The organism is Pseudomonas sp. FG-3G, assembly GCF_901007645.1.
Lineage (GTDB): Bacteria > Pseudomonadota > Gammaproteobacteria > Pseudomonadales > Pseudomonadaceae > Aquipseudomonas > Aquipseudomonas rhizophila.
Genome location: NZ_CAAKGZ010000045.1, coordinates 89,834 through 111,316 on the forward strand (window position 1 = coordinate 89,834; position 21,483 = coordinate 111,316).

Below are 21,483 nucleotides of genomic sequence, written 5' to 3' on the forward strand. Positions count from 1 at the left end.
TTCGCCTGTGGAAGCAGGGCTTGCCCGCGATGCTTTTAATTAGAGGAAAAACTCAATGCGTGTATGGATCGACGCCGACGCCTGCCCCAAGGCCGCGAAGGAACTGGTGGTCAAGTTCGCCTTGAAACGCCGCTTCGAAGTGGTGTTGGTGGCCGGCCAACCGCAGATCAAGCCGGCCCTGGCCTGCGTGAAGCTGATCGTGGTGCCCAGCGGGCCTGACGCGGCGGACGATTACCTGGTGGAGCATGCCGTACCGGGTGAGCTGGTGATCTGCAGCGACGTACCGTTGGCTGACCGGCTGGTGAAGAAGGGGGTTGCGGCACTGGATCCGCGGGGCAAGGAGTTCGATGCGCAGAACATGGGTGATCGGCTGGCGGTGCGCAACCTGTTCACCGACTTGCGTGAGCAGGGCCATATGGGCGGCGGGCCGGCAGCGTACAGCGAGCGGGACAAGCAGGGGTTCGCCAATGCGCTGGATCGGATACTGACGCGGTTGGCCCGAACTTCCTGAGTCTGCTCGGACCTCTTGTGGGAGCGAGCCTGCTCGCGATGACGGTGTGTCAGCAAACAGATACATCAACTGAACTGACGCCATCGCGAGCAGGCTCGCTCCCACATTGAAGGGTGGTGTTACTCGTCATTCTCGTGAGTCAACTCCAGCACCCGGTCTACCAGTTTATTGATCCCCGAAGCCGCTTCGCTGATGTTCTGCGCCAGCATGTAGGCCGGCGTGCTGACCAGCTTGCGCGCAGTGTCTTCGACGATATCGGTGACAGCGCAGTCTTCGTGGATGCCGCCCATTTTGGTGACGGCGGCGGCAGTGTCGGTATCTGTGCCAATGGTGCAGGTCACCCCCGGACCATAGATTTTTGCCGCCAGGGCCGGGGAAATGCAGATCAGCCCCACCGGTTTTCCGGCCTCGGCAAAGGCTTCGGTCAGCGCCAGAACCTCCGGCTGGACGGTGCAGCCCGCGCCTTCGACGGCAAAGTTGGAGAGGTTCTTCGCCGCGCCGAAACCGCCAGGCACGATCAGCGCGTCGAAGTCCTCGACGTTGGCTTCGCGCAAATCCTTTACATTGCCCCGAGCGATCCGGGCGGACTCCACCAGCACGTTGCGGCTCTCGGGCATCTGCTCGCCGGTCAGGTGATTGATGACCTGCAACTGCGCGATGTCGGGGGCGAAACATTGCACCTGTGCGCCGCGCTGGTCGAGGCGCAGCAAGGTGATCACGCTTTCTTGGATCTCTGCACCGTCATACACGCCACAGCCGGAAAGGATCACTGCAACTTTTTTGCTCATGGGCTTTTCTCCAGATTCATGGCGTTAAATGTCCACTAATTTGTCACTCGTTGCCATAGGGTTATCGAGCAGCTACACCTAATCTGCCGACTATCTCCCTGCTTTGTCTGCTCGGGTTGCGTCATGAATTTCATTCTGTATGCCGTGCCGTTTTTCTTTGTGCTGATTGCCGTCGAGTTGCTGGCCGACCGCTGGCGGGGTGTGAGCCATTACCGCGTGGCAGACGCCATCAACAGCCTGAGCACCGGCGTGCTCTCCACCACGACCGGTTTGCTGACCAAGGGCGTGGGGTTGGTGACCTACGCGTTTGCCTTGGAACACCTGGCCGTTATCCACTTGTCTGCCGACCAGGCCTGGGTCTGGGTATTGGCCTTCGTGTTCTACGACTTCTGTTATTACTGGCTGCACCGCATGGGCCATGAGCGCAACATCCTCTGGGCGGCCCATTCGGTCCATCATCAGAGCGAGGACTACAACCTCTCCACGGCGTTGCGCCAGACCAGCACCGGGTTTGTGTTGAGCTGGATTTTCTACCTGCCGCTGGCGGTGGCCGGCGTGCCGCTGGTGGTGTTCGTCAGCGTGGCGGCGTTGAATCTGCTGTATCAGTTCTGGGTCCACACCCAACACATCCCCAAGCTCGGCTGGCTGGAGTGGTGTTTCGTTACGCCGTCCAATCATCGCGCCCACCATGCACAGAACCCTCTTTACATGGATCGCAATTACGGCGGGGTGTTCATTATTTGGGACCGTCTGTTTCGCACCTTTCAGGAAGAAGACGCTAACGAACCGGTGATTTTTGGCGTGACCACGCCGCTGGCGAGCTGGAATCCGTTGTGGGCCAACCTGCAGTTCTATGTGCAATTGTGGGCGGATGCGCGACGGGCAGAGCGCTGGCGAGACAAGCTGCGGATCTGGTTTATGCCCACCGGTTGGCGTCCGGCGGATGTGGCGGCGCGGTACCCGCTGAACAAGCCGGACCTGAGTCAGTTCCGCAAATTCGAGGTGCCGCTGGACGGTCGCCAGCAGTGGTACGTGGCGTTGCAGTTCTGTACCTACATTGCGCTGGGCAGTTACTTGATGAACCTGGAGAACAGCCTGTCGGTTGCTGCCCTGGTGTTGGGTTGGGGCACGGTGGCGCTGGGTTTGTTTGTGTTGGGCGTGGCCCTGGAGAATCGCCCGTGGGCCCTGAGGCTGGAGCTGTTGCGGCTGGTCCTGAATTTACCACTGGTGTGGCTGGCGCCGCTGGTGGGTTTGTGGCCGGCCAGCCCCGTGGCCTGGGTTGGGTTGCTCAGCTACAGCCTGCTCAGTGGCATCGGGCTGTATTGCTGTCGCAGCCGGGTCACTCGGCTGGCGTCGTAGGCTCGTGGGTCCTGGCTTGCTCCAGCCGTTCGGCTTCGAGGACTTTCCTGGCCAGCCGTGCATTCTTGATACGTCGACGCAGCCACAGGCATAGCCCCAGCACCAGCAGGGCACCGAGTACCCACAACTCATATTTCTTGATGCTGCCCAGCATGCCTTCGAGCACCGCGCCGAAGTGGTACGCGGCGGCGGCCAGGGCAGTGGCCCAGATCGCCGCGCCGATACCGTTGAGCAACAGATAGCGGCCCGGCGGATAGCCCGACAGCCCGATGGCCACCGGCATGACTGTGCGCAAGCCGTAGACGAAGCGAAAACTCAGGACCCAGATGTCTGGATGCCGGCGAATGTGCTCCAGCGCCCGATCGCCCATCAACTGCCAGCGAGGTTTTCGCGCCAGTAGCCTGCGGCCGTGCTTGCGCCCCATGAAGTACCACAACTGATCGCCCGCGTAGCTGCCGCAGAACGCCACCACCACCACCAGATTGATGTCCATGTAGCCACGGAACGCCAGGAAGCCTGCGAGCACGAGGATGGTTTCGCCTTCGAAGAACGTGCCGATAAACAAGGCCAGGTAGCCGAAGTCATGGAGAAATTGCTGGAGCATTGTCTGGGTGCTGGCGAAATGAACGCGCAGCCTAACCCTTCGGACACATTCAGGAAAGTATCGAGATGTGTCTCGACGTGAACATTTCCTGCAACGACAATGACTGCGACGACGGGACGCAGGTGCACATATCTGTCATCTGTTCGTCATAATGGCCGTCTATAACTGTCACGCTCGCCCGTCAGCGCGGGCTCAGGAGTCTGCCGTGAGCTTTACCCCCGCCAATCGTCTGTTCCCCGCTACCCGTCTGCGTCGCAATCGCCGTGATGAGTTCTCTCGTCGGCTGGTGCGTGAAAACGTGCTGACCACCGATGACCTGATCCTGCCGGTGTTCGTGCTGGACGGTGAGAACCGTCGCGAGGCCGTGGCATCGATGCCCGGGGTAGAGCGCCTGACCATCGATCTGTTGCTTGAAGAAGCCGCCAAGTGGGTCGAGCTGGGTATTCCGGCGCTGGCGCTGTTCCCGGTCACGCCTGCCGGGCTCAAGTCCCTGGACGCCGCCGAAGCCTGGAACCCCGATGGCATCGCCCAGCGCGCGACTCGGGCCCTGCGTGCCCGTTTCCCGGAACTGGGCGTGATCACCGACGTGGCGCTGGACCCGTTCACCACGCATGGGCAGGACGGCATTCTCGATGAAGAAGGCTATGTGCAGAATGACATTACCGTCGATGCACTGGTCAGGCAGGCGTTGTCTCACGCCGAGGCCGGTGCCCAGGTGGTGGCGCCGTCGGACATGATGGACGGTCGCATCCAGGCGATCCGTGAGGCGCTTGAAGTGGCCGGACATGTCAATGTGCGGATCATGGCCTACTCGGCCAAGTACGCCAGCGCCTATTACGGCCCGTTCCGTGATGCGGTCGGCTCGGCGCTGAATCTGGGCAAGGCCAACAAGGCCTCTTATCAGATGGACCCGGCCAACAGCGAGGAAGCCTTGCACGAAGTGGCGGCGGACTTGTCAGAAGGGGCTGATATGGTCATGGTCAAGCCGGGCATGCCTTACCTCGACATTCTTTGCCGGGTCAAAGACGAATTCAAAGTACCGACCTTTGTCTATCAGGTCAGCGGCGAGTACGCCATGCACATGGCGGCAATCCAGAACGGCTGGTTGGGCGAAGGAGTGATCCTTGAGTCCTTGACCGCTTTCAAACGTGCAGGAGCTGATGGCATCCTGACTTACTTTGCTGTGCGCGCCGCCCAATTGTTACGAGAGCAGAAATAGCCTCCCAGGAACTTGTGATGAATACCGAAGGACTCTCTGAAGTTGCCGTAAAAGACGCTCAGCCCGTGGTCGAGCAGGTCGCCGAAACACCGCCGGAGCATGAGGCCGTGCCTACGCCGCCGGTGGTGCCCGAGGCCCCCGTGGCCCCTGCGATTATCATTCCCAACCTGGATGACAGCAGCCTGTACATCCATCGCGAGCTGTCGCAACTGCAGTTCAACATCCGCGTGCTGGAGCAGGCGCTGGACGAGTCCTACCCGCTGCTGGAACGGCTCAAGTTCCTGCTGATCTTTTCCAGCAACCTGGACGAGTTCTTCGAGATTCGCGTCGCCGGCCTGAAAAAGCAGATCACCTTCGCCCGTGAACAGGCCGGTGCCGACGGCCTGCAGCCGCACCAGGCTCTGGCCCGCATCAGCGAGCTGGTCCACGGCCACGTTGACCGCCAGTACGCGATTCTCAATGACATTCTGTTGCCCGAACTGGAAAAGCATCAGGTTCGCTTCATTCGTCGGCGCAACTGGAACACCAAGCTCAAGACTTGGGTGCGCCGCTATTTCCGCGACGAGATCGCCCCGATCATCACCCCGATCGGCCTCGACCCGACGCACCCGTTCCCGCTGCTGGTCAACAAGAGCCTGAACTTCATCGTCGAGCTCGAAGGCATCGACGCCTTCGGTCGCGATTCCGGCCTGGCGATCATCCCCGCGCCACGCTTGTTGCCGCGCATCATCCGCGTGCCGGAAGACGTTGGCGGGCCCGGTGACAATTATGTGTTCCTGTCGTCGATGATCCACGCTCACGCCGATGACCTGTTCCAGGGCATGAAGGTGAAGGGTTGCTACCAGTTCCGCCTGACCCGTAACGCCGACCTGTCGGTAGACACCGAAGACGTCGAAGACCTGGCCCGCGCCCTGCGCGGCGAGCTGTTCTCGCGCCGCTACGGTGATGCGGTGCGCCTGGAAGTGGCCGACACTTGCCCCAAACACCTGTCCGACTACCTGCTCAAGCAGTTCAACCTGCATGAGACCGAGCTGTATCAGGTCAACGGTCCGGTCAACCTGACCCGACTGTTCAGCATCACCGGTCTGGACAGCCATCCGGAACTGCAATATTTGCCGTTCACGCCGCAGATCCCGAAGTTGCTGCAAAACAGCGAGAACATCTTCAGCGTGATCAGCAAGCAGGACATCCTGCTGCTGCATCCGTTCGAGTCGTTTACGCCCGTGGTCGACCTGCTGCGCCAGGCGGCCAAGGATCCCCACGTATTGGCGGTGCGCCAGACCCTGTATCGCAGCGGCGCCAACTCGGAAATCGTCGACGCCCTAGTGGACGCGGCGCGTAACGGCAAAGAGGTCACGGCGGTGATCGAGTTGCGGGCGCGCTTCGATGAAGAGTCCAACCTGCAACTGGCCAGTCGTCTGCAAGCGGCCGGTGCGGTGGTGATTTATGGTGTGGTCGGCTTCAAGACCCACGCCAAGATGATGCTGATCCTGCGGCGCGAGGCCGGCGAGATCGTGCGTTACGCCCACCTGGGCACCGGCAACTATCACGCCGCCAACGCCCGTCTGTACACCGACTACAGTCTGCTGACCTCCGACGATGCCTTGTGCGAAGACGTCGGCAAGCTGTTCAGTCAGTTGATCGGCATGGGCAAGACCCTGCGCATGAAAAAACTGCTGCACGCGCCGTTCACCTTGAAAAAGGGCATGCTCGACATGATTGCCCGGGAGACGCAGTTCGCCCTGGACGGCAAGCCGGCGCACATCATCGCCAAATTCAACTCGCTGACCGATCCGAAGATCATCCGCGCGTTGTACAAGGCCAGCCAGTCGGGCGTGCGCATCGACCTGGTGGTGCGCGGCATGTGCTGCCTGCGGCCGGGTATCCCGGGGGTTTCCCACAACATCCATGTACGCTCGATCATCGGCCGCTTCCTGGAACATACCCGGGTGTTCTACTTCCTCAACGGTGGGGAGGAGCAGATGTTCCTGTCCAGCGCCGACTGGATGGAGCGCAACCTCGACAAGCGCGTCGAGACCTGCTTCCCGGTGGAAGGCAAGAAGCTGATCCTGCGGGTCAAGAAGGAGCTGGAAAGCTACCTCACCGACAACACCCACAGCTGGAGCCTGCAATCGGACGGTCGCTATATCCGCAACACGCCGACCGGCAACCAGAATGCCCGCAGCGCCCAGGCGACATTGCTGGAGCGCTTGGGCAGCCCATTGCTGACGGTTCGTTAAGAGGTAGAGGCAGGCTTAGCTTTTGTGGCGAGGGAGCTTGCTCCCGCTGGGCTGCAAAGCGGCCCTGAATTCTTGGGAGGGCTTCGCCCTCCAGCGGGAGCAAGCTCCCTCGCCACAGGGATTGCAGCTCACTCCAGTGAGCAATCAGTGGATGTTCAGCACGATCCCGACTCGGGTAAGCCATTCAGCTTCCTGGGCGAAGTCGGCCTGGGTCAGTTGGTTCTCCTCCAGCCAGCCCTCGGGAAACAGCACATCCAGTTGAGCTCCGTCGGCGCGCAGGACCACCTGAGGCATCTGCTGGGTACCGCGGATGTGGTGGAACAGGATCGCAAAGCGCAGCAGCACGCACAGACGAATCAGTTTGATACCGTCATTGCCGAACTCGGCGAATTTATCCCTGGGAATATTGCGCCGGTGGCCACGTACCAATAGCGCGAGCATCTGCTGGTCTTCGCGGGAGAAGCCTGCCAGGTCCGAATGCTCGATCAGGTAGGCGCCGTGTTTGTGGTAGTGATAGTGGGCGATGTCCAGGCCCACCTCATGCACCTTGGCGGCCCAGCCCAGCAATTCGCGCCAGACCCCGTCGTTCAGATCCCAGTCGTCGGCCACCTGGTCGAAGGCGTGCAGCGCTTTGCGTTCGACCCGTGCGGCCTGTTCCTGATCGACGTGGTAACGCTCCATGAGCGAGCCCAGGGTGCGCTCACGGACGTCTTCATGGTGATGGCGCCCGAGTAGGTCATAGAGCACGCCTTCGCGCAGGGCACCCTCGCAGTGGTCCATGCGTTGCAGTTCGAGGGCGTCGAAAATCGCTTCGAGGATCGCCAGGCCCGCCGGGAAAATCGCCCGGCGGTCAGGCTTGATGCCTTCGAAATCGATCTTGTCCGAGTCGCCGAGCTTGAACAGCCTGCGCTTGAGCCAGGCCAGGCCTTCAGCGTTGACCTCGCCAGTGCCATGGCCGCCGGCCTTGAGGGCCAGGCCAATGGCGCGAATGGTGCCCGAGGAGCCAATGGCTTCATCCCAGGTCAGGCGGTGCAGGGCATGTTCGATGCTCATGATTTCCAGGCGAGCCGCCGTATAGGCCTGGGCGTAGCGCGCCGGGGTGATCTTGCCGTCGCGGAAATAACGCTGGGTGTAGCTGACGCAACCCATTTGCAGGCTTTCGCGCAGCAGCGGCTCGAAGCGCTGGCCAATGATGAATTCGGTACTGCCGCCACCGATGTCCGCCACTAGGCGTTTGCCCGGTGTGTCTGCCAGCGTATGGGAGACACCGAGGTAAATCAGACGGGCTTCTTCACGCCCGGAAATGACTTCCACCGGATGGCCGAGGATCTCTTCGGCGCGGTGGATGAATTCGCCGCGGTTGCGCGCCTCGCGCAATGCGTTGGTGCCCACGATCCGTACCGCGCCCAGGGGCATGCCGTTGATCAGTTGGGCGAACCGCTTGAGGCAATCGAGCCCGCGCTGGATGGATTCCTCGCTCAGCTGGCGCTCTTCGTCGATGCCGGCGGCCAGTTGGACCTTCTCGCCGAGCCGCTCAAGAATTCGGATTTCCCCGTTCTGGGCCTTGGCGACGACCATGTGGAAGCTGTTGGAGCCCAGGTCTATGGCTGCGATCAGGGACAGATTCTTGGCTTGGGATGGCGGCATGGTCAAAAAGTCTCGGTCGATAACCTTGCCATCCTGCCACGATCAACCGCTTACGCCAACGCAAAGGCGACCGCTTCGCGTCAATCGCGAGCAGGCTCGCTCCCACAAGTGACCGAGTCGCGATCGAAGTGGGTGCGAGCCTGCTCGCGATGAGGCCAGAAACGGCGCAGCAGAACCTCAGGTCGCCGACTCGACCGTCCCGATAAAATTCGCCAGTTCCACCGTCTGCGGATCGGCGAACAGCACCTTGGGGTCCCCCGTCTCATGCACCTTGCCCTGGTGCATGAACACCAGCTTGTCCCCTACTTCACGGGCGAAGCGCATCTCGTGGGTGACCATGATCAGGGTCATGCCGTCCTTGGCCAGCTGTCGCACCACGCCGAGCACTTCATTGACCAGTTCCGGGTCCAGGGCGGAGGTGATTTCGTCGCACAGCAGTACTTTTGGCGACATCGCCAGGGCGCGGGCGATGGCGACCCTCTGTTGCTGGCCGCCGGACAGGCGGTCCGGAAAGGCGTCGAATTTCTCCCCGAGTCCGACTCGCTCCAGCATCTGGCGTGCCAATTCAGCCGCTTTGGCCTTGGGTACTTTTTGAACAACCTGCGGCGCGAGCATCACGTTCTCACCGACGGTCAGGTGCGGGAACAGGTTGAATTGCTGGAACACCATCCCGACTTTCTGTCGCAGGCTGCGCAGATCGGCGCGGCTGGCGTCGAGGTATTCGCCGTCGACTTCAATCACGCCGTCGTTGATCGACTCCAAACCATTGAGGGTGCGCAAGAGGGTGGATTTGCCCGAACCGCTGCGACCGATGATTGCCACGACCTGGCCTTCCTCGACGCTCAGGTCGATGCCTTTAAGCACGTGGTGATCGCCGTAGTATTTATGCAGGGCGGAAATTCTAAGCAGAGGCATGCAGTCTCCTTTCCAGGTAGCGCGCACTGAGGGACAAGGGGTAGCAAAGCAGGAAGTAACCGAGGGCCACCAGGCCGTACACCATGAACGGCTCGAACGTGGCGTTGGCGAGCATGCCGCCGGTCTTGGTCAGTTCGGTAAAGCCAATGATCGAGGTCACTGCCGTGCCCTTGACCACTTGCACCGAAAACCCCACGGTCGGCGCCACGGCGATGCGCAAGGCCTGGGGCAGGATCACGTAGCGCAACTGCTCCAGCGGGTTGAGGGCCAGGCTCGCCGAGGCTTCCCACTGGCCGTTGGATATCGCGTCGACGCAGCCACGCCAGATCTCCGCCAGATAGGCACTGGTAAACAGCGTCAAGGCAATTGCCGCTGCCATCCACGGCGAGATTTCCACCCCGGCCAGGGCGACGCCGAAGAACACCAGGAACAGCTGCATCAACAGCGGTGTGCCCTGGAACAGCTCGATGTAGGTGCGAGCAATATTACGAGGCAGGGCGCTTTTGGAAATGCGCAGCACCATCACCAGCAAGCCGATCACGCCGCCCCCGATAAACGCCACCAGCGACAATGCCAGGGTCCATTGCAGGCCCGTGAGCAGGTTGCGCACCACGTCCCAGAAAGTGAAATCGCTCATTGGCTGCTCCTGGCAATGTAGCGGCGCCCCACCCAGTTCAGGAACTGGCGGATCAACAGCGCCATGCACAAGTAGATCAGCGTGGTCAGTGCATAGGTTTCGAACGCGCGGAAATTACGGGACTGAATGAAGTTGGCGGCAAAGCTCAGCTCTTCGGTGGCGATCTGCGAGCAGACCGCCGAGCCGAGCATCACGATGATGATCTGGCTGCTCAGGGCCGGCCAGACCTTGCCCAGCGCCGGCAGCAGCACCACATGACGAAAGGCTTCGAAACGGCTCATCGCCAGGGCCGCGGCGGCTTCCAGCTGCCCACGCGGAATGGCCTGGATGCCGGCGCGGATGATCTCGGTGGAGTAGGCGCCGAGGTTGATCACCATCGCCAGTACCGCTGCCTGCCATTCGGATATCTGCAAGCCCAGGGACGGCAGGCCGAAGAAAATGAAAAACAGCTGCACCAGGAATGGCGTGTTGCGGATCAGCTCCACGTACACGCCGAAGATCGCCGCGAACGGACGAATATGCCACGCCCGCACCACGGCACCGACGATGCCCAGGCCAACCCCGAGCAGCGCGCCGATGGCCGTCAACTCCAAGGTGAACAAGGCACCGCGCAACAGCAGCTCGGTGTTCTGCACCACCGGCATAAAATCGAACTGATAAGCCATGCTCAACCTCTCAGGCGACGGTCAGAGATCGGCCGGCAGCGGCTGCTTGAGCCAGGTCTGGGAGTTTTTCTCCAGGCTGCCATCGGTCTTGGCAGTGGCCAGGATCTGGTTGACCTTGTCCAGCAGCGCCGGCTCGTTCTTGTTCACGCCCACATACACTGGCGAATCCTTGAGTTTTACTTTCAGCGCCGGGACGCGCTTGGGGTTGCGTTCGCTGATCGCGACCATCACCACGTTGCCGCTGGCGATCAGGTCCACCTGACCGGCCAGGTAGGCGGCGATGGTCGAGTTGTTGTCTTCAAAGCGTTTGATCGTGGCGCCTTGGGGAGCGACCTTGGTCAGCTCGATGTCTTCGATGGCGCCGCGGGTGACGCTGATGGTCTTGCCCTTGAGATCGTCCAGGCCATTGATGGCGGCCTCGGGCGGGCCGAATACCGCGAGGTAGAACGGCGCGTAGGCGCTGGAGAAGTCGATGACTTTTTCACGCTCGGGGTTCTTGCCCAGGCTGGAGATCACCAGGTCAACCTTGCCGGTGGTCAGGAACGGAATGCGGTTGGTGCTGTTGACGGGGGTCAGTTCAAGCTTGACCTTGAGCTGATCGGCCAGCAGTTTCGCGGTGTCGATGTCCAGGCCGCGCGGCTTCATGTCCGGGCCAACCGAGCCGAACGGCGGGAAGTCCTGGGGGACTGCGACTTTGAGGGTGCCACGCTTGACCACGTCTTCCAGGCCGTCCGCTTGAGCGGGCAGATGAGTGAGCATCAGGCTGGCGAACAGGGCGGTAAGCAGGGCGCTGTAACGCTTGATCATGGCGAATCTCCGCATCGGTGATGTGATTTCTGCGTTCGGACAGAGCACAGGCCATGCCAAGCTGGTTTTTAATCTGCCAAAGCCACGGTTTTACTGGTGGGATGAGGTCTTACTGGTCTGAACAGTTGCGCCGCGTTTCGCACCGTTATCGAGCGTTGGTATTTGCCGCCGAACCCAAGTGGAGCACGACTTGCCGGGCGCGGCGTTTAGCTTTACAACTGGTCGCTCACTGGCCCGGTTCGTCTGAAAAACCATGAATTCCATCTCTCGCGCAGTGCCCGAAGTGGCGCTGCAAGCCATCCGTAAACTGATCGTCGATGAAGGCTTCGCTCCCGGGGATGCGCTGCCGTCGCAACGGGACCTGGCGTTGCAACTGGGGGTGAGTCGCGCCTCGCTGCGTGAAGCGCTTTCATCGTTGAGTGCGCTGGGCGTCATCAGCGTACAGCCGGGCAAGGGTGTGTTCGTGCAGTCGTCGGTGGAGGTTTCGCGCAGCGAACTGGCCCCGGGCTGGCCGTTCGCGGCCCAGGCTTCGCCGGTGGATATCTTCCAGTTGCGTTATGCCCTGGAGGGGTTCGCGGCCGGGTTGGCGGCGGTGACGTTGAGCGCCGATGAACTCGACACATTGGAGGACAACGTCGAGGCCATGCGTCGGGAGCTCAAGGCAGGGGATTTCGACGCAGCGGCGCGGCTGGATTTCGAGTTCCATCGGCGCATCCTGCAGGCCAGCGGCAACCAGGCGATGCTGAGTATTCTCACCGCCAGCGCCGACATCTTCCTGGAGAGCCAGAAACTGCCGTTCATCAGGGCGGAGCGGGCGATGGAGACCTGGCAGGAGCATCGCAAGATCCTTCGGGCCCTGGCCCGTCGCGCTTCGGGTGGCGCGCAAAAAGCCATGCAGGAACACGTACGTAACGCCGCACTGCGCACCGGAATTTCCTTCGTGGCCCCGGCTGCCCCATGACGGGCGTCATACCCAAATACATCGGACACCATAGCGAGACTCAATCAACTGCGGCTTCCTGAACCCGGTAAGGGCAGCTATGATGGGCCACGTTTTTTTGCTGACAATCCCGGAGATTCCATGAGCAGCGATCTGATCAAACATGTTAGCGACGCTAGCTTCGAGGCTGACGTACTCAAGGCCGAAGGCGCGGTACTGGTCGACTATTGGGCTGAGTGGTGCGGTCCATGCAAAATGATCGCCCCGGTCCTGGACGAAATCGCTGGCGCCTACGCTGGCAAGCTGACCATTGCCAAGCTCAATATCGACGAGAATCAGGAAACCCCGCCCAAGTATGGCGTGCGTGGTATCCCGACGCTGATGCTGTTCAAGAACGGTAATGTCGAAGCCACCAAGGTTGGCGCACTGTCGAAGTCGCAACTGGCTGCTTTCATCGACGCCAACATCTAAGCGCCGAATGCTGTTGAAAAAGCCCCGCTAATCGCGGGGCTTTTTTCGTTACTCGGGGCTAGACGCTCGCAAACCCAGGTGTTACATTCGGCCCCGCACTGGTTTCTCCTTTGCCCCCTGCAAGCCGTCGCCGACGCACTCCTTTCGAATAAGTACGCGATCCTGTCGCCTTCTCCGCGGCGCGGCCTCATTAAGCCAAAAGCTTAATTTCCCCCCTCCATAAATGATTACGTCATTCCTATATGAATCTGACTGAACTCAAGCAAAAGCCGATTACCGAACTGCTCGAATTGGCCGAACAGATGGGCATAGAAAATATGGCCCGTTCGCGCAAGCAGGACGTGATTTTCTCCCTGCTCAAAAAGCACGCGAAAAGCGGCGAGGAAATCTCCGGTGATGGCGTGCTGGAGATTCTCCAGGACGGCTTCGGCTTTCTCCGCTCCGCAGACGCTTCCTATCTTGCCGGCCCAGACGATATCTACGTCTCGCCGAGCCAGATCCGTCGTTTCAACTTGCGCACCGGTGACACCATCGTTGGCAAGATCCGCCCTCCGAAGGAAGGCGAGCGTTACTTCGCGCTGCTCAAGGTCGACACGATCAACTTCGATCGTCCGGAAAACGCGAAGAACAAGATTCTCTTCGAGAATCTGACCCCGCTGTTCCCGACCGTGCGCATGAAGATGGAAGCCGGTAACGGTTCCACCGAAGACCTCACCGGCCGGGTCATCGACCTGTGCGCACCTATCGGCAAGGGCCAGCGCGGTCTGATCGTGGCGCCGCCGAAAGCGGGCAAGACGATCATGCTGCAGAACATCGCGGCCAATATCGCTCGTAACAACCCTGAAGTTCATCTGATCGTGCTGCTGATCGACGAGCGTCCGGAAGAAGTGACCGAGATGCAGCGCACCGTGCGCGGCGAAGTGGTTGCCTCGACGTTCGACGAGCCGCCGACCCGCCACGTGCAGGTTGCCGAAATGGTGATCGAGAAGGCCAAGCGCCTGGTCGAACACAAGAAAGACGTGGTGATCCTGTTGGATTCCATCACCCGTCTGGCCCGTGCCTACAACACCGTGATCCCGAGCTCCGGCAAGGTGCTGACCGGTGGTGTCGATGCCCACGCCCTGGAGAAACCGAAACGTTTCTTCGGCGCCGCGCGCAACATCGAAGAAGGCGGCTCGCTGACCATCATCGCCACCGCGCTGGTTGAAACCGGCTCGAAGATGGACGAAGTGATTTACGAGGAATTCAAAGGCACCGGTAACATGGAACTGCCTCTGGATCGCAAGATCGCTGAAAAGCGCGTCTTCCCGGCCATCAACATCAACCGTTCCGGCACCCGCCGCGAAGAGTTGCTGACCGCCGACGACGAGCTGCAGCGTATGTGGATCCTGCGCAAGCTCCTGCATCCTATGGATGAAGTCGCTGCCATCGAGTTTTTGGTCGACAAGTTGAAGCAGACCAAGACCAACGATGAGTTCTTCCTGTCGATGAAACGCAAGTAATCGATCAGGCAGGGCAGCAAAGCCGGGGAAACCCGGCTTTTTGCTATCCGTGCATTCACTATTTTGAACGGGCGGCGTTAAACTCGGGCCCCCGAACGCCACGGCTACCATGAGGCTTTTGCATGCAGTATCGCGACTTGCGCGACTTTATCAGCGGTCTGGAACAGCGCGGCGAACTCAAGCGCATCCAGGTGCCGGTGTCCCCCGTACTGGAAATGACCGAGGTCTGCGACCGTACGCTGCGAGCCAAAGGCCCGGCGCTGTTGTTTGAAAACCCGACCGGTTATGACATCCCGGTGCTGGGCAACCTGTTCGGCACGCCGGAGCGCGTGGCCTTGGGCATGGGCGCCGAAGCCGTTAGCGAATTGCGCGAGATCGGCAAGCTGCTGGCGTTTCTCAAGGAGCCTGAGCCGCCCAAAGGCCTGAAGGATGCGTGGTCCAAGCTGCCGATTTTCCGCAAGATCATTTCCATGGCGCCGAAAGTCGTCAAGGACGCCATCTGCCAGGAAGTGCTGATCGAAGGCGACGATGTCGACCTGGCAATGTTGCCGGTGCAGACCTGCTGGCCGGGCGACGTGGGGCCGCTGATTACCTGGGGCCTGACCGTCACCAAAGGTCCGAACAAGGACCGTCAGAACCTCGGTATCTACCGTCAGCAGGTCATTGGCCGGAACAAGGTCATCATGCGCTGGCTGAGCCACCGTGGCGGTGCACTGGATTACCGGGAATGGTGTGAAAAACATCCTGGGCAACCGTTTCCGGTGTCTGTGGCCCTCGGCGCGGACCCGGCGACCATTCTCGGCGCTGTCACGCCAGTGCCTGACAGCCTCTCCGAATATGCTTTCGCCGGGCTGTTGCGTGGCAACCGCACCGAACTGGTGAAATGCCGCGGCAACGACCTGCAAGTGCCGGCCACTGCCGAGATTATTCTTGAAGGCGTGATCCATCCCGGCGAAATGGCCGATGAAGGTCCGTACGGCGACCACACCGGCTACTACAATGAAGTCGACAGCTTTCCGGTGTTCACCGTCGAGCGCATTACGCATCGGATCAAGCCGATTTACCACAGTACCTACACTGGCCGTCCGCCTGATGAGCCGGCCATTCTCGGGGTGGCTCTGAACGAAGTGTTCGTGCCGATCCTGCAGAAGCAATTTCCCGAGATCACCGACTTCTACCTGCCGCCGGAAGGCTGCTCTTACCGCATGGCCGTGGTGACCATGAAGAAGTCGTACCCGGGGCATGCCAAGCGAGTCATGCTGGGGGTCTGGTCGTTTTTGCGACAGTTCATGTACACCAAGTTCGTTATTGTCACTGACGACGATATCAACGCACGAGACTGGAACGACGTGATCTGGGCTATCACCACGCGCATGGACCCCAAGCGTGACACGGTGATGATCGAGAATACGCCGATCGATTACCTCGACTTTGCCTCGCCGGTGTCCGGCCTGGGGTCGAAGATGGGACTCGATGCCACGCACAAATGGCCCGGTGAAACCACCCGTGAGTGGGGCCGGGTGATCGTCAAGGATGAAGCCGTTACCCAACGGATCGATGCCATCTGGAATCAGTTAGGAATAGATTGATGCGTGTAACCTTGCAGCCTTCCGGGGCGGTGTTGGATATCCGGCCCGCCGAGCGGATTCTCGATGGCGCGCGACGCCTGGGCTACGAGTGCCCGCAAAGCTGCCGCAATGGCAACTGCCATGTCTGTGGTGCGCTGTTAGTGGAAGGCCGCGTGAAGCAGGCGGGTGAAGTGCGCGATCACGGTGAGATTTTCACCTGCATTGCCGAGCCCCTGGAGGACTGTGTGGTGCTCTGGGATGGCGTGCTGTCACCGGGCGAGTTGCCGGTGCGCAGCCTGGCGTGCCAGGTCACTGAATGCGCCGACGTGGGCGGTGATGTCTGGCGAGTACGCCTGCGCGCGCCGGCGGGCAAGCCGCCGCGCTATCACGCGGGGCAGTACCTGATGATCGAGCGGGAAAATGGCGAGAAATCGGCGTTTTCCCTGGCCTCGGCGCCGCATTCGGGGCGCGAGCTGCAATTGCACGTATTAGTGCGCGAAAACAGTGCGCAGACATTGTTGGAGCAACTTCAGCGTAACCCCAATGTGCGCATCGAAATGCCCTTTGGCGACACCCATTTGTCCGAGTTGCCGGAGGGCCCACTGGTGTTGATTGCCGCCGGTACCGGCATGGCGCAGATGCACAGCCTGATCGAACATTGCCGCGCAGCGGGTTTCAAACACCCGGTGCATCTGTATTGGGGTGTGCGGCGTCCGGAAGATTTCTATGAAATCGAGCATTGGGATGAGTGGAAAAAACTGCCGAACCTGTATCTGCACAAAGTCGTCAGCGACCTGTGCGGCTGGACAGGTCGTTGCGGGATGCTTCACGAAGCTGTGTGCGAGGACATCAGCAATCTCAAGGATGTGCATGTCTACGCCAGCGGTTCGCCGGCCATGATCTATGCCACGCTCGATGCCTTGGTAGAGGCCGGAATGGACGCCCACCAAATGCGCGCCGACGTGTTTGCCTATGCGCCGCGCTCTTGAGCCGCGCTCTTGAGCGGCTCTTGAGCGGCTCTTGAAGCTTGATTGAGGTCTGTTTTTTTGTAGCGAAAGAATTTCAGCTTTGTAGGAGCAAAGCTTGCTCGCGAAACAGGCACCTCGGTCTCTGAAAGGCTGCATCGCTCTCATCGCGGGCAAGCCCTGTTCCCACAGGGCCATATACCTGGCGATATATCGATTCGATATTTAGTACGCACACTAGATGTCGTTAAGGTATATGCCTGAGTTTCAGGCATTCATGGCATCCAACTTGCCTTGATTCTGATCAGCGTCAGTGTCATGACGGCGCTACCCAACTTCCGACCCGCGAGGAGCCAACTGCTACCGGCCATGACCGCTATCGAATCCGCCTTTGCCAGCGCCCCATACCCGCCACGCCTCGACCTGGGGCCGCAGCTGACCCATGAGCAGCTGCGCACGTCGATGCAATCGACCATGAGTCTGCACCAGGGCGGGCCAGTGTGGTTGTTCGCTTATGGTTCGTTGATCTGGCGGCCGGAATGCACGGCGGTGGAGCGGGTGCGCGGCCGGGTTCACGGTTATCATCGCGGTTTGTATTTGTGGTCTCACGAACACCGTGGCACCCCTGAATTGCCGGGGCTGGTGTTTGGGCTGGATCGCGGCGGTTCGTGCAGCGGTTTTGCCTATCGATTGCCACAAGACAATCTTGAGGATTCGCTGTTTGCCTTGTGGCAGCGCGAGATGCCGTTCCCGTCCTATCGTCCGCACTGGCTCAGTTGCCGTCTCGAAGATGGCAGCCGGGTGCAGGCCTTGGGTTTCGTGCTGGAGCGACACCTGCCCAGCTATGCCGGCAACTTGCCGGATCATGTGCTGAGCCAGGTGTTCGAAAGCGCCTGTGGGCGCTATGGCACCACGCGCGATTATGTCGAGCAGACCATCCACGCCTTGCGCAGCCACGCCATGCCAGACCGGAATCTGGAGGCGCGGCTCAAACGCTGCAAATCAGCCCTGGATCAGGCCACCGCTTCGCGGCTCTGACTGGCGATTTGCTTGTGCCACAAGGTTGGCGCGAGGAATGCCATCGCCAGCAGGCAAGCGCCCACCAGCAATACAAAACCACCGTCCCAGCCGAAGTGGTCCACTGTGTAGCCCATGGCAGCACTGGCCGCGACCGAGCCGCCCAGGTAGCCAAACAGGCCTGTGAACCCGGCAGCGGTGCCGGCGGCTTTCTTTGGCGCCAGCTCCAGCGCCTGTAAACCAATCAGCATCACCGGGCCGTAGATCAGAAAGCCAATCGAAACCAGGGCGATCATGTCCACGGTCGGGTTGCCGGCCGGGTTCAGCCAGTACACCAGTGTCGCCACGGTCACCAGCGCCATGAACACCATGCCCGTCAGGCCACGGTTGCCGCGGAAGATTTTGTCCGACATCCAGCCGCACAGTAACGTGCCGGGGATGCCTGCCCACTCATACAAAAAGTACGCCCAGGAGGTTTTATCCACCGTGAAGCCTTTGGCTTCCTTGAGGTAGGTGGGCGCCCAGTCCAGCACGCCGTAGCGCAGCAGGTAAACAAAGACGTTTGCCATGGCGATGTACCAGAGCATTTTGTTGCGCAGCACGTACTTGACGAAGATTTCCTTGGCGCTGAACTCGTTCTCGTGACTGGCGTCGTAGCCTTCCGGGTAATCGTTCTTGTATTTTTCGATCGGCGGCAGGCCTACCGATTGCGGGGTGTCGCGCATGGTCGCGAAGGCAAACAGCGCCACCAGTAGCGCCACGGCCGCCGGTACATAAAACGCCGCATGCCAGTCATTGAACCAGCCCATTCCCAGCAGGAACAACGGCCCAATCAAGCCACCGCCGACGTTATGCGCCACGTTCCAGACGGACACCACACCGCCGCGTTCTTTCTGCGACCACCAGTGCACCATGGTCCGGCCGCTGGGTGGCCAACCCATGCCCTGAGCCCAGCCATTGATGAACAGCAGGATGAACATCATGGTTACGCTGGATGTTGCCCAAGGCGCGAAACCGAAAATGAACATCACCCCCGCCGAGACCAGCAAACCGAATGGCAGGAAATAGCGCGGGTTGGAACGGTCGGACACCAGGCCCATCAGGAACTTCGAAAGCCCGTAGGCGATGGCAATGGCCGACATGGCCAGACCCAACTGACCCCGGGTGTAGCCCTCGTCGATCAGGTACGGCATGGCCAGGGAGAAGTTTTTGCGCAGCAGGTAATAACCGGCGTAGCCGATGAAGATGCCGGCGAAAATCTGCCAGCGAAGGCGTCGGTAGGTGCTGTCTATTTTTTCTTCAGGCAGGGGCGCCTGATGTACGGCAGGACGAAAGAAAGCAAACATTCAAGGGCTCCAGATTCTTGTTATGACTGCGGATGCGAATGTTACAGTTTCGTTACCGAAAATAGCATCGCTTCTCATCACTTAAACAATGGGAATTTCCCTGAATGAATGTTCTTAAATGAACATGTCGCTCAGACATACGCCGATGGCGTTGTAGGAATTGCCTTGTAAGGTCTCTTTACTCCTGCACTCCATCGTTGCGGGACAAGAAAGTAGGAAACGTCCTTCAACCAACACAGAAATCTCGCCATTCAACTAATGAGCCTCGCTCTTTACACTTCACGTTTCTGCCGGAGCTGGCATTCAGGTGAGGAACGGTATGAGGGGGTGTGCTGTGATGCTGCTGTGCTTGGGCAGTGCGAGTTGGGCCGCTCAGGTTTTATGGGTGCCCGAGAACAATCCCGAGCCAGCCTCCCCGGCAGCGCAGACGCAAGCCGTGGAATCGTTGGAATTCCATCCGGAGGGCGAGCCGATCGATGCAGACAAATTGGCCGAGGCCTGGAAGTGCTCGGACATCAACGTGCATGGCGCCAACCATGGGTGCAGAAGTTGCGCTCGTTCCATTACACGCCCCGCTACGTGTCCGATGTGTTTTTCGGCAAGTAGATGCCGGGCGCCGGGCGTTTTGCCTTGATCGCCAGATTCAATCGTCACGCGGTCCGCCGCTTTTGGCACGCGGACCGCTTGATTGACTATCAACGCACCTGCACCACCACCTTCCCCACGGCTTTGCGCTGGCCCAGGTCATTGATCGCCTGGGCGGCGTTGCTCAATGGATACACCTGCGAGACCAGTGGCTTGAGCTTGCCTTCGGTGAACCAGCTAAACAATTGCTGGAAGTTGGCGGCGTTGTCCTGGGGTTGGCGTTGGGCGAAGGAGCCCCAGAACACGCCGACCACGGCGGCGCCCTTGAGCAGGGCCAGGTTTACCGGAAGCTCGGGGATGCGTCCGCTGGCAAAGCCGACCACCAATAGCCGGCCGTTCCAGGCGATGGCGCGAATGGCCTGGTCAAACAGATCGCCGCCCACCGGGTCGTAAATCACATCGGCGCCTTGGCCGTCGGTGAGGCGTTTGATTTCATCCTTGAGGCTGGTTTCGCTGTAGTTGATCAGTTCGTCGGCACCGGCAGCCTTGGCCACGGCCAGCTTCTCTGCACTGCTGGCGGCGGCAATCACCCGGGCGCCCATGGCCTTGCCGATCTCCACGGCCGCCAGGCCGACGCCGCCCGATGCACCGAGCACCAGCAGGGTTTCGCCGGGTTGCAGGTTGGCCCGTTGCTTGAGGGCATGCATCGACGTGCCGTAGGTCATGCTGAAGGCGGCGGCGGTGTTGAAGTCCATGGACGAGGGGATGGGCAACACGTTGTAGCCTGGCACGGCCACCTGTTCGGCAAAGCTGCCCCAGCCGGTCAACGCCATGACCCGGTCACCGACCTTCAGGTGGCTGACCTTTTCGCCCACGGCGCTGATGACGCCCGCTGCTTCGCCGCCGGGGGAAAACGGGAAGGGTGGTTTGAATTGGTATTTGCCCTCGATGATCAGCGTGTCAGGGAAGTTCACGCCGGCGGCATGCACATCCAGCAGCACTTCGTTCTTCTTCGCGACGGGGCTGGCGACGTCTTCCAGCACCAGCGATTCGGCAGGACCGAATTCTTTGCACAGCACGGCTTTCATCAGGGCTATTCCTTTGGGAGTGATGGCCGATAAGTGTAGGTGTGAGAGTCAATGGGTCAACGAGCATGCCCTGCCCTGATAGCCGGCCATAAGCTTGTGCTTGAACGGCGGGTCGGTATGCTGGGCCGCAAACCGTATGAGGAGTCGAATGTGAAAGCGTGGATCATGTTGATGCTGGCCCTGTCGTTGCCTGTGACGGCAACGGCCGAGGAAGCCAAAGAAGGCGAGGCGCCGAAGGTCAGTTACATCACCCTCAGCCCGCCGTTCGTGGGCAACTATGGCTTGGACGGCTCGGCAAAGCTGAGGGTGTACAAGGCCGATGTGGCCCTGCGTGTCACGGGGGATGCCGCCGCTGCAGCGGTGAAGGCCAACGAGCCGCTGATCCGTAATCAGCTGGTTGCGCTGTTCGCCCAACAGACCACCGAGGCCATGAACAATATCGAAGCCAAGGAAAAACTGCGTCAGGAAGCCTTGAAGCAGACCCAGCAGATCATGAACGACGAAACCGGCAAGCCGATGGTGGATGACCTGTTGTTCAATAACCTGATCATTCAATAAACCCGCTAGATCGCAGCCTTTGGCAGTGCCCGGATCCCCAGGCGCTACCCA

Annotated in this window: 20 protein-coding genes; 11 read left to right on the forward strand and 9 right to left on the reverse strand. The window is 60.4% G+C overall.

Annotated elements, in window-relative coordinates; all coding sequences use genetic code 11:
- The first annotated feature begins 55 nt into the window (after positions 1 to 55).
- A complete protein-coding gene (locus tag PSEUDOMOFG3G_RS26305; RefSeq protein WP_047226107.1) occupies positions 56 to 511 on the forward strand; it encodes a YaiI/YqxD family protein in 456 nt (151 codons plus the stop codon).
- 119 nt (positions 512 to 630) lie between these two features.
- On the opposite strand, the gene elbB is transcribed toward PSEUDOMOFG3G_RS26305, so the two are convergent.
- Positions 631 to 1,299: an isoprenoid biosynthesis glyoxalase ElbB gene (gene elbB, locus PSEUDOMOFG3G_RS26310; RefSeq protein ID WP_047226106.1), complete on the reverse strand. Its 669-nt coding sequence runs from the start codon at positions 1,297 to 1,299 to the stop codon at positions 631 to 633.
- A gap of 123 nt (positions 1,300 to 1,422) precedes the next feature.
- Here elbB and PSEUDOMOFG3G_RS26315 point away from each other — a divergent pair, with 123 nt between their 5' ends.
- Positions 1,423 to 2,658: a sterol desaturase family protein gene (locus tag PSEUDOMOFG3G_RS26315; RefSeq protein WP_139048903.1), complete on the forward strand. Its 1,236-nt coding sequence runs from the start codon at positions 1,423 to 1,425 to the stop codon at positions 2,656 to 2,658.
- Here the strand turns inward: PSEUDOMOFG3G_RS26315 and PSEUDOMOFG3G_RS26320 are convergent.
- Positions 2,639 to 3,262, reverse strand: coding sequence for a DedA family protein (locus tag PSEUDOMOFG3G_RS26320; protein WP_047226104.1), 624 nt, complete (start codon positions 3,260 to 3,262; stop codon positions 2,639 to 2,641). The genes PSEUDOMOFG3G_RS26315 and PSEUDOMOFG3G_RS26320 overlap by 20 nt on opposite strands.
- Positions 3,263 to 3,467: 205 nt before the next feature.
- On the opposite strand from PSEUDOMOFG3G_RS26320, the gene hemB reads away from it, so the two are divergent.
- Positions 3,468 to 4,481 (forward strand): porphobilinogen synthase, encoded by a 1,014-nt coding sequence (hemB, locus tag PSEUDOMOFG3G_RS26325; RefSeq protein ID WP_047226103.1) that lies wholly within the window; start codon positions 3,468 to 3,470, stop codon positions 4,479 to 4,481.
- A 17-nt stretch (positions 4,482 to 4,498) separates the two neighbouring features.
- Complete coding sequence (ppk1, locus tag PSEUDOMOFG3G_RS26330) at positions 4,499 to 6,721, forward strand: polyphosphate kinase 1 (RefSeq protein ID WP_139048904.1); 2,223 nt, start codon at positions 4,499 to 4,501, stop codon at positions 6,719 to 6,721.
- Positions 6,722 to 6,865: 144 nt separating this feature from the next.
- Here the strand turns inward: ppk1 and ppx are convergent, their stop codons facing one another.
- From ppx to PSEUDOMOFG3G_RS26355, 5 genes are all read right to left on the reverse strand, one after another.
- Positions 6,866 to 8,368, reverse strand: coding sequence for an exopolyphosphatase (ppx, locus tag PSEUDOMOFG3G_RS26335; RefSeq protein WP_139048905.1), 1,503 nt, complete (start codon positions 8,366 to 8,368; stop codon positions 6,866 to 6,868).
- 177 nt (positions 8,369 to 8,545) lie between these two features.
- Positions 8,546 to 9,283, reverse strand: coding sequence for an amino acid ABC transporter ATP-binding protein (locus PSEUDOMOFG3G_RS26340; RefSeq protein WP_076383066.1), 738 nt, complete (start codon positions 9,281 to 9,283; stop codon positions 8,546 to 8,548).
- On the reverse strand, positions 9,270 to 9,920 hold the full coding sequence (locus tag PSEUDOMOFG3G_RS26345) for an amino acid ABC transporter permease (RefSeq protein WP_076383065.1): 651 nt from the start codon (positions 9,918 to 9,920) through the stop codon (positions 9,270 to 9,272). The genes PSEUDOMOFG3G_RS26340 and PSEUDOMOFG3G_RS26345 overlap by 14 nt, the downstream gene beginning before the upstream one ends.
- Positions 9,917 to 10,585 carry an amino acid ABC transporter permease gene (locus tag PSEUDOMOFG3G_RS26350; protein WP_092452819.1) on the reverse strand — a complete coding sequence of 223 codons (669 nt, stop codon included), beginning with the start codon at positions 10,583 to 10,585 and terminating at the stop codon, positions 9,917 to 9,919. The genes PSEUDOMOFG3G_RS26345 and PSEUDOMOFG3G_RS26350 overlap by 4 nt, the downstream gene beginning before the upstream one ends.
- Positions 10,586 to 10,606: 21 nt before the next feature.
- Entirely contained in the window at positions 10,607 to 11,392 is a 786-nt protein-coding gene (locus PSEUDOMOFG3G_RS26355) for a transporter substrate-binding domain-containing protein (protein WP_139048906.1), read from the reverse strand.
- A gap of 253 nt (positions 11,393 to 11,645) precedes the next feature.
- On the opposite strand from PSEUDOMOFG3G_RS26355, the gene PSEUDOMOFG3G_RS26360 reads away from it, so the two are divergent.
- The 6 genes from PSEUDOMOFG3G_RS26360 (at position 11,646) to PSEUDOMOFG3G_RS26385 (ending at position 17,876) form a co-directional block, all read left to right on the forward strand.
- Entirely contained in the window at positions 11,646 to 12,353 is a 708-nt protein-coding gene (locus PSEUDOMOFG3G_RS26360; protein ID WP_047226096.1) for a FadR/GntR family transcriptional regulator, read from the forward strand.
- Positions 12,354 to 12,473: 120 nt separating this feature from the next.
- Positions 12,474 to 12,803: a thioredoxin TrxA gene (gene trxA / locus PSEUDOMOFG3G_RS26365; protein ID WP_139048907.1), complete on the forward strand. Its 330-nt coding sequence runs from the start codon at positions 12,474 to 12,476 to the stop codon at positions 12,801 to 12,803.
- Between the two features lie 242 nt (positions 12,804 to 13,045).
- Positions 13,046 to 14,305 carry a transcription termination factor Rho gene (gene rho / locus PSEUDOMOFG3G_RS26370; RefSeq protein WP_025216061.1) on the forward strand — a complete coding sequence of 420 codons (1,260 nt, stop codon included), beginning with the start codon at positions 13,046 to 13,048 and terminating at the stop codon, positions 14,303 to 14,305.
- A gap of 122 nt (positions 14,306 to 14,427) precedes the next feature.
- Positions 14,428 to 15,894 carry a 4-hydroxy-3-polyprenylbenzoate decarboxylase gene (ubiD, locus tag PSEUDOMOFG3G_RS26375; protein WP_139048908.1) on the forward strand — a complete coding sequence of 489 codons (1,467 nt, stop codon included), beginning with the start codon at positions 14,428 to 14,430 and terminating at the stop codon, positions 15,892 to 15,894.
- Positions 15,894 to 16,862 (forward strand): CDP-6-deoxy-delta-3,4-glucoseen reductase, encoded by a 969-nt coding sequence (locus tag PSEUDOMOFG3G_RS26380; RefSeq protein WP_047226093.1) that lies wholly within the window; start codon positions 15,894 to 15,896, stop codon positions 16,860 to 16,862. The genes ubiD and PSEUDOMOFG3G_RS26380 overlap by 1 nt, the downstream gene beginning before the upstream one ends.
- A 345-nt stretch (positions 16,863 to 17,207) precedes the next feature.
- The gene (locus PSEUDOMOFG3G_RS26385) at positions 17,208 to 17,876 is read left to right on the forward strand and encodes a gamma-glutamylcyclotransferase (RefSeq protein WP_047226092.1); all 669 of its coding nucleotides are present in this window, start codon (positions 17,208 to 17,210) and stop codon (positions 17,874 to 17,876) included.
- On the opposite strand, the gene glpT is transcribed toward PSEUDOMOFG3G_RS26385, so the two are convergent.
- Together glpT and PSEUDOMOFG3G_RS26395 are read right to left on the reverse strand one after the other, a co-directional pair.
- Positions 17,852 to 19,201 (reverse strand): glycerol-3-phosphate transporter, encoded by a 1,350-nt coding sequence (gene glpT / locus PSEUDOMOFG3G_RS26390; RefSeq protein ID WP_139048909.1) that lies wholly within the window; start codon positions 19,199 to 19,201, stop codon positions 17,852 to 17,854. The two genes, PSEUDOMOFG3G_RS26385 and glpT, sit on opposite strands and share 25 nt — an antisense overlap.
- A 695-nt stretch (positions 19,202 to 19,896) precedes the next feature.
- Entirely contained in the window at positions 19,897 to 20,874 is a 978-nt protein-coding gene (locus PSEUDOMOFG3G_RS26395; protein ID WP_076383061.1) for an NADPH:quinone oxidoreductase family protein, read from the reverse strand.
- 150 nt (positions 20,875 to 21,024) lie between these two features.
- On the opposite strand from PSEUDOMOFG3G_RS26395, the gene PSEUDOMOFG3G_RS26400 reads away from it, so the two are divergent.
- Positions 21,025 to 21,432, forward strand: a complete 408-nt coding sequence (locus PSEUDOMOFG3G_RS26400; protein WP_076386501.1) for a flagellar basal body-associated protein FliL — start codon at positions 21,025 to 21,027, stop codon at positions 21,430 to 21,432.
- Positions 21,433 to 21,483: the final 51 nt, after the last annotated feature.

Coding starts and splice junctions, on each gene's coding strand:
- PSEUDOMOFG3G_RS26340 (WP_076383066.1), bottom strand. CDS start 9,283: ATGCCTCTGCTTAGAATTTCCGCCCTGCATAAATACTACGGCGATCAC.
- ubiD (WP_139048908.1), top strand. CDS start 14,428: ATGCAGTATCGCGACTTGCGCGACTTTATCAGCGGTCTGGAACAGCGC.
- PSEUDOMOFG3G_RS26305 (WP_047226107.1), top strand. CDS start 56: ATGCGTGTATGGATCGACGCCGACGCCTGCCCCAAGGCCGCGAAGGAA.
- PSEUDOMOFG3G_RS26395 (WP_076383061.1), bottom strand. CDS start 20,874: ATGAAAGCCGTGCTGTGCAAAGAATTCGGTCCTGCCGAATCGCTGGTG.
- PSEUDOMOFG3G_RS26350 (WP_092452819.1), bottom strand. CDS start 10,585: ATGGCTTATCAGTTCGATTTTATGCCGGTGGTGCAGAACACCGAGCTG.
- ppx (WP_139048905.1), bottom strand. CDS start 8,368: ATGCCGCCATCCCAAGCCAAGAATCTGTCCCTGATCGCAGCCATAGAC.
- PSEUDOMOFG3G_RS26355 (WP_139048906.1), bottom strand. CDS start 11,392: ATGATCAAGCGTTACAGCGCCCTGCTTACCGCCCTGTTCGCCAGCCTG.
- rho (WP_025216061.1), top strand. CDS start 13,046: ATGAATCTGACTGAACTCAAGCAAAAGCCGATTACCGAACTGCTCGAA.
- PSEUDOMOFG3G_RS26320 (WP_047226104.1), bottom strand. CDS start 3,262: ATGCTCCAGCAATTTCTCCATGACTTCGGCTACCTGGCCTTGTTTATC.
- trxA (WP_139048907.1), top strand. CDS start 12,474: ATGAGCAGCGATCTGATCAAACATGTTAGCGACGCTAGCTTCGAGGCT.
- PSEUDOMOFG3G_RS26315 (WP_139048903.1), top strand. CDS start 1,423: ATGAATTTCATTCTGTATGCCGTGCCGTTTTTCTTTGTGCTGATTGCC.
- PSEUDOMOFG3G_RS26345 (WP_076383065.1), bottom strand. CDS start 9,920: ATGAGCGATTTCACTTTCTGGGACGTGGTGCGCAACCTGCTCACGGGC.
- glpT (WP_139048909.1), bottom strand. CDS start 19,201: ATGTTTGCTTTCTTTCGTCCTGCCGTACATCAGGCGCCCCTGCCTGAA.
- PSEUDOMOFG3G_RS26380 (WP_047226093.1), top strand. CDS start 15,894: ATGCGTGTAACCTTGCAGCCTTCCGGGGCGGTGTTGGATATCCGGCCC.
- PSEUDOMOFG3G_RS26360 (WP_047226096.1), top strand. CDS start 11,646: ATGAATTCCATCTCTCGCGCAGTGCCCGAAGTGGCGCTGCAAGCCATC.
- PSEUDOMOFG3G_RS26385 (WP_047226092.1), top strand. CDS start 17,208: ATGACCGCTATCGAATCCGCCTTTGCCAGCGCCCCATACCCGCCACGC.
- elbB (WP_047226106.1), bottom strand. CDS start 1,299: ATGAGCAAAAAAGTTGCAGTGATCCTTTCCGGCTGTGGCGTGTATGAC.
- ppk1 (WP_139048904.1), top strand. CDS start 4,499: ATGAATACCGAAGGACTCTCTGAAGTTGCCGTAAAAGACGCTCAGCCC.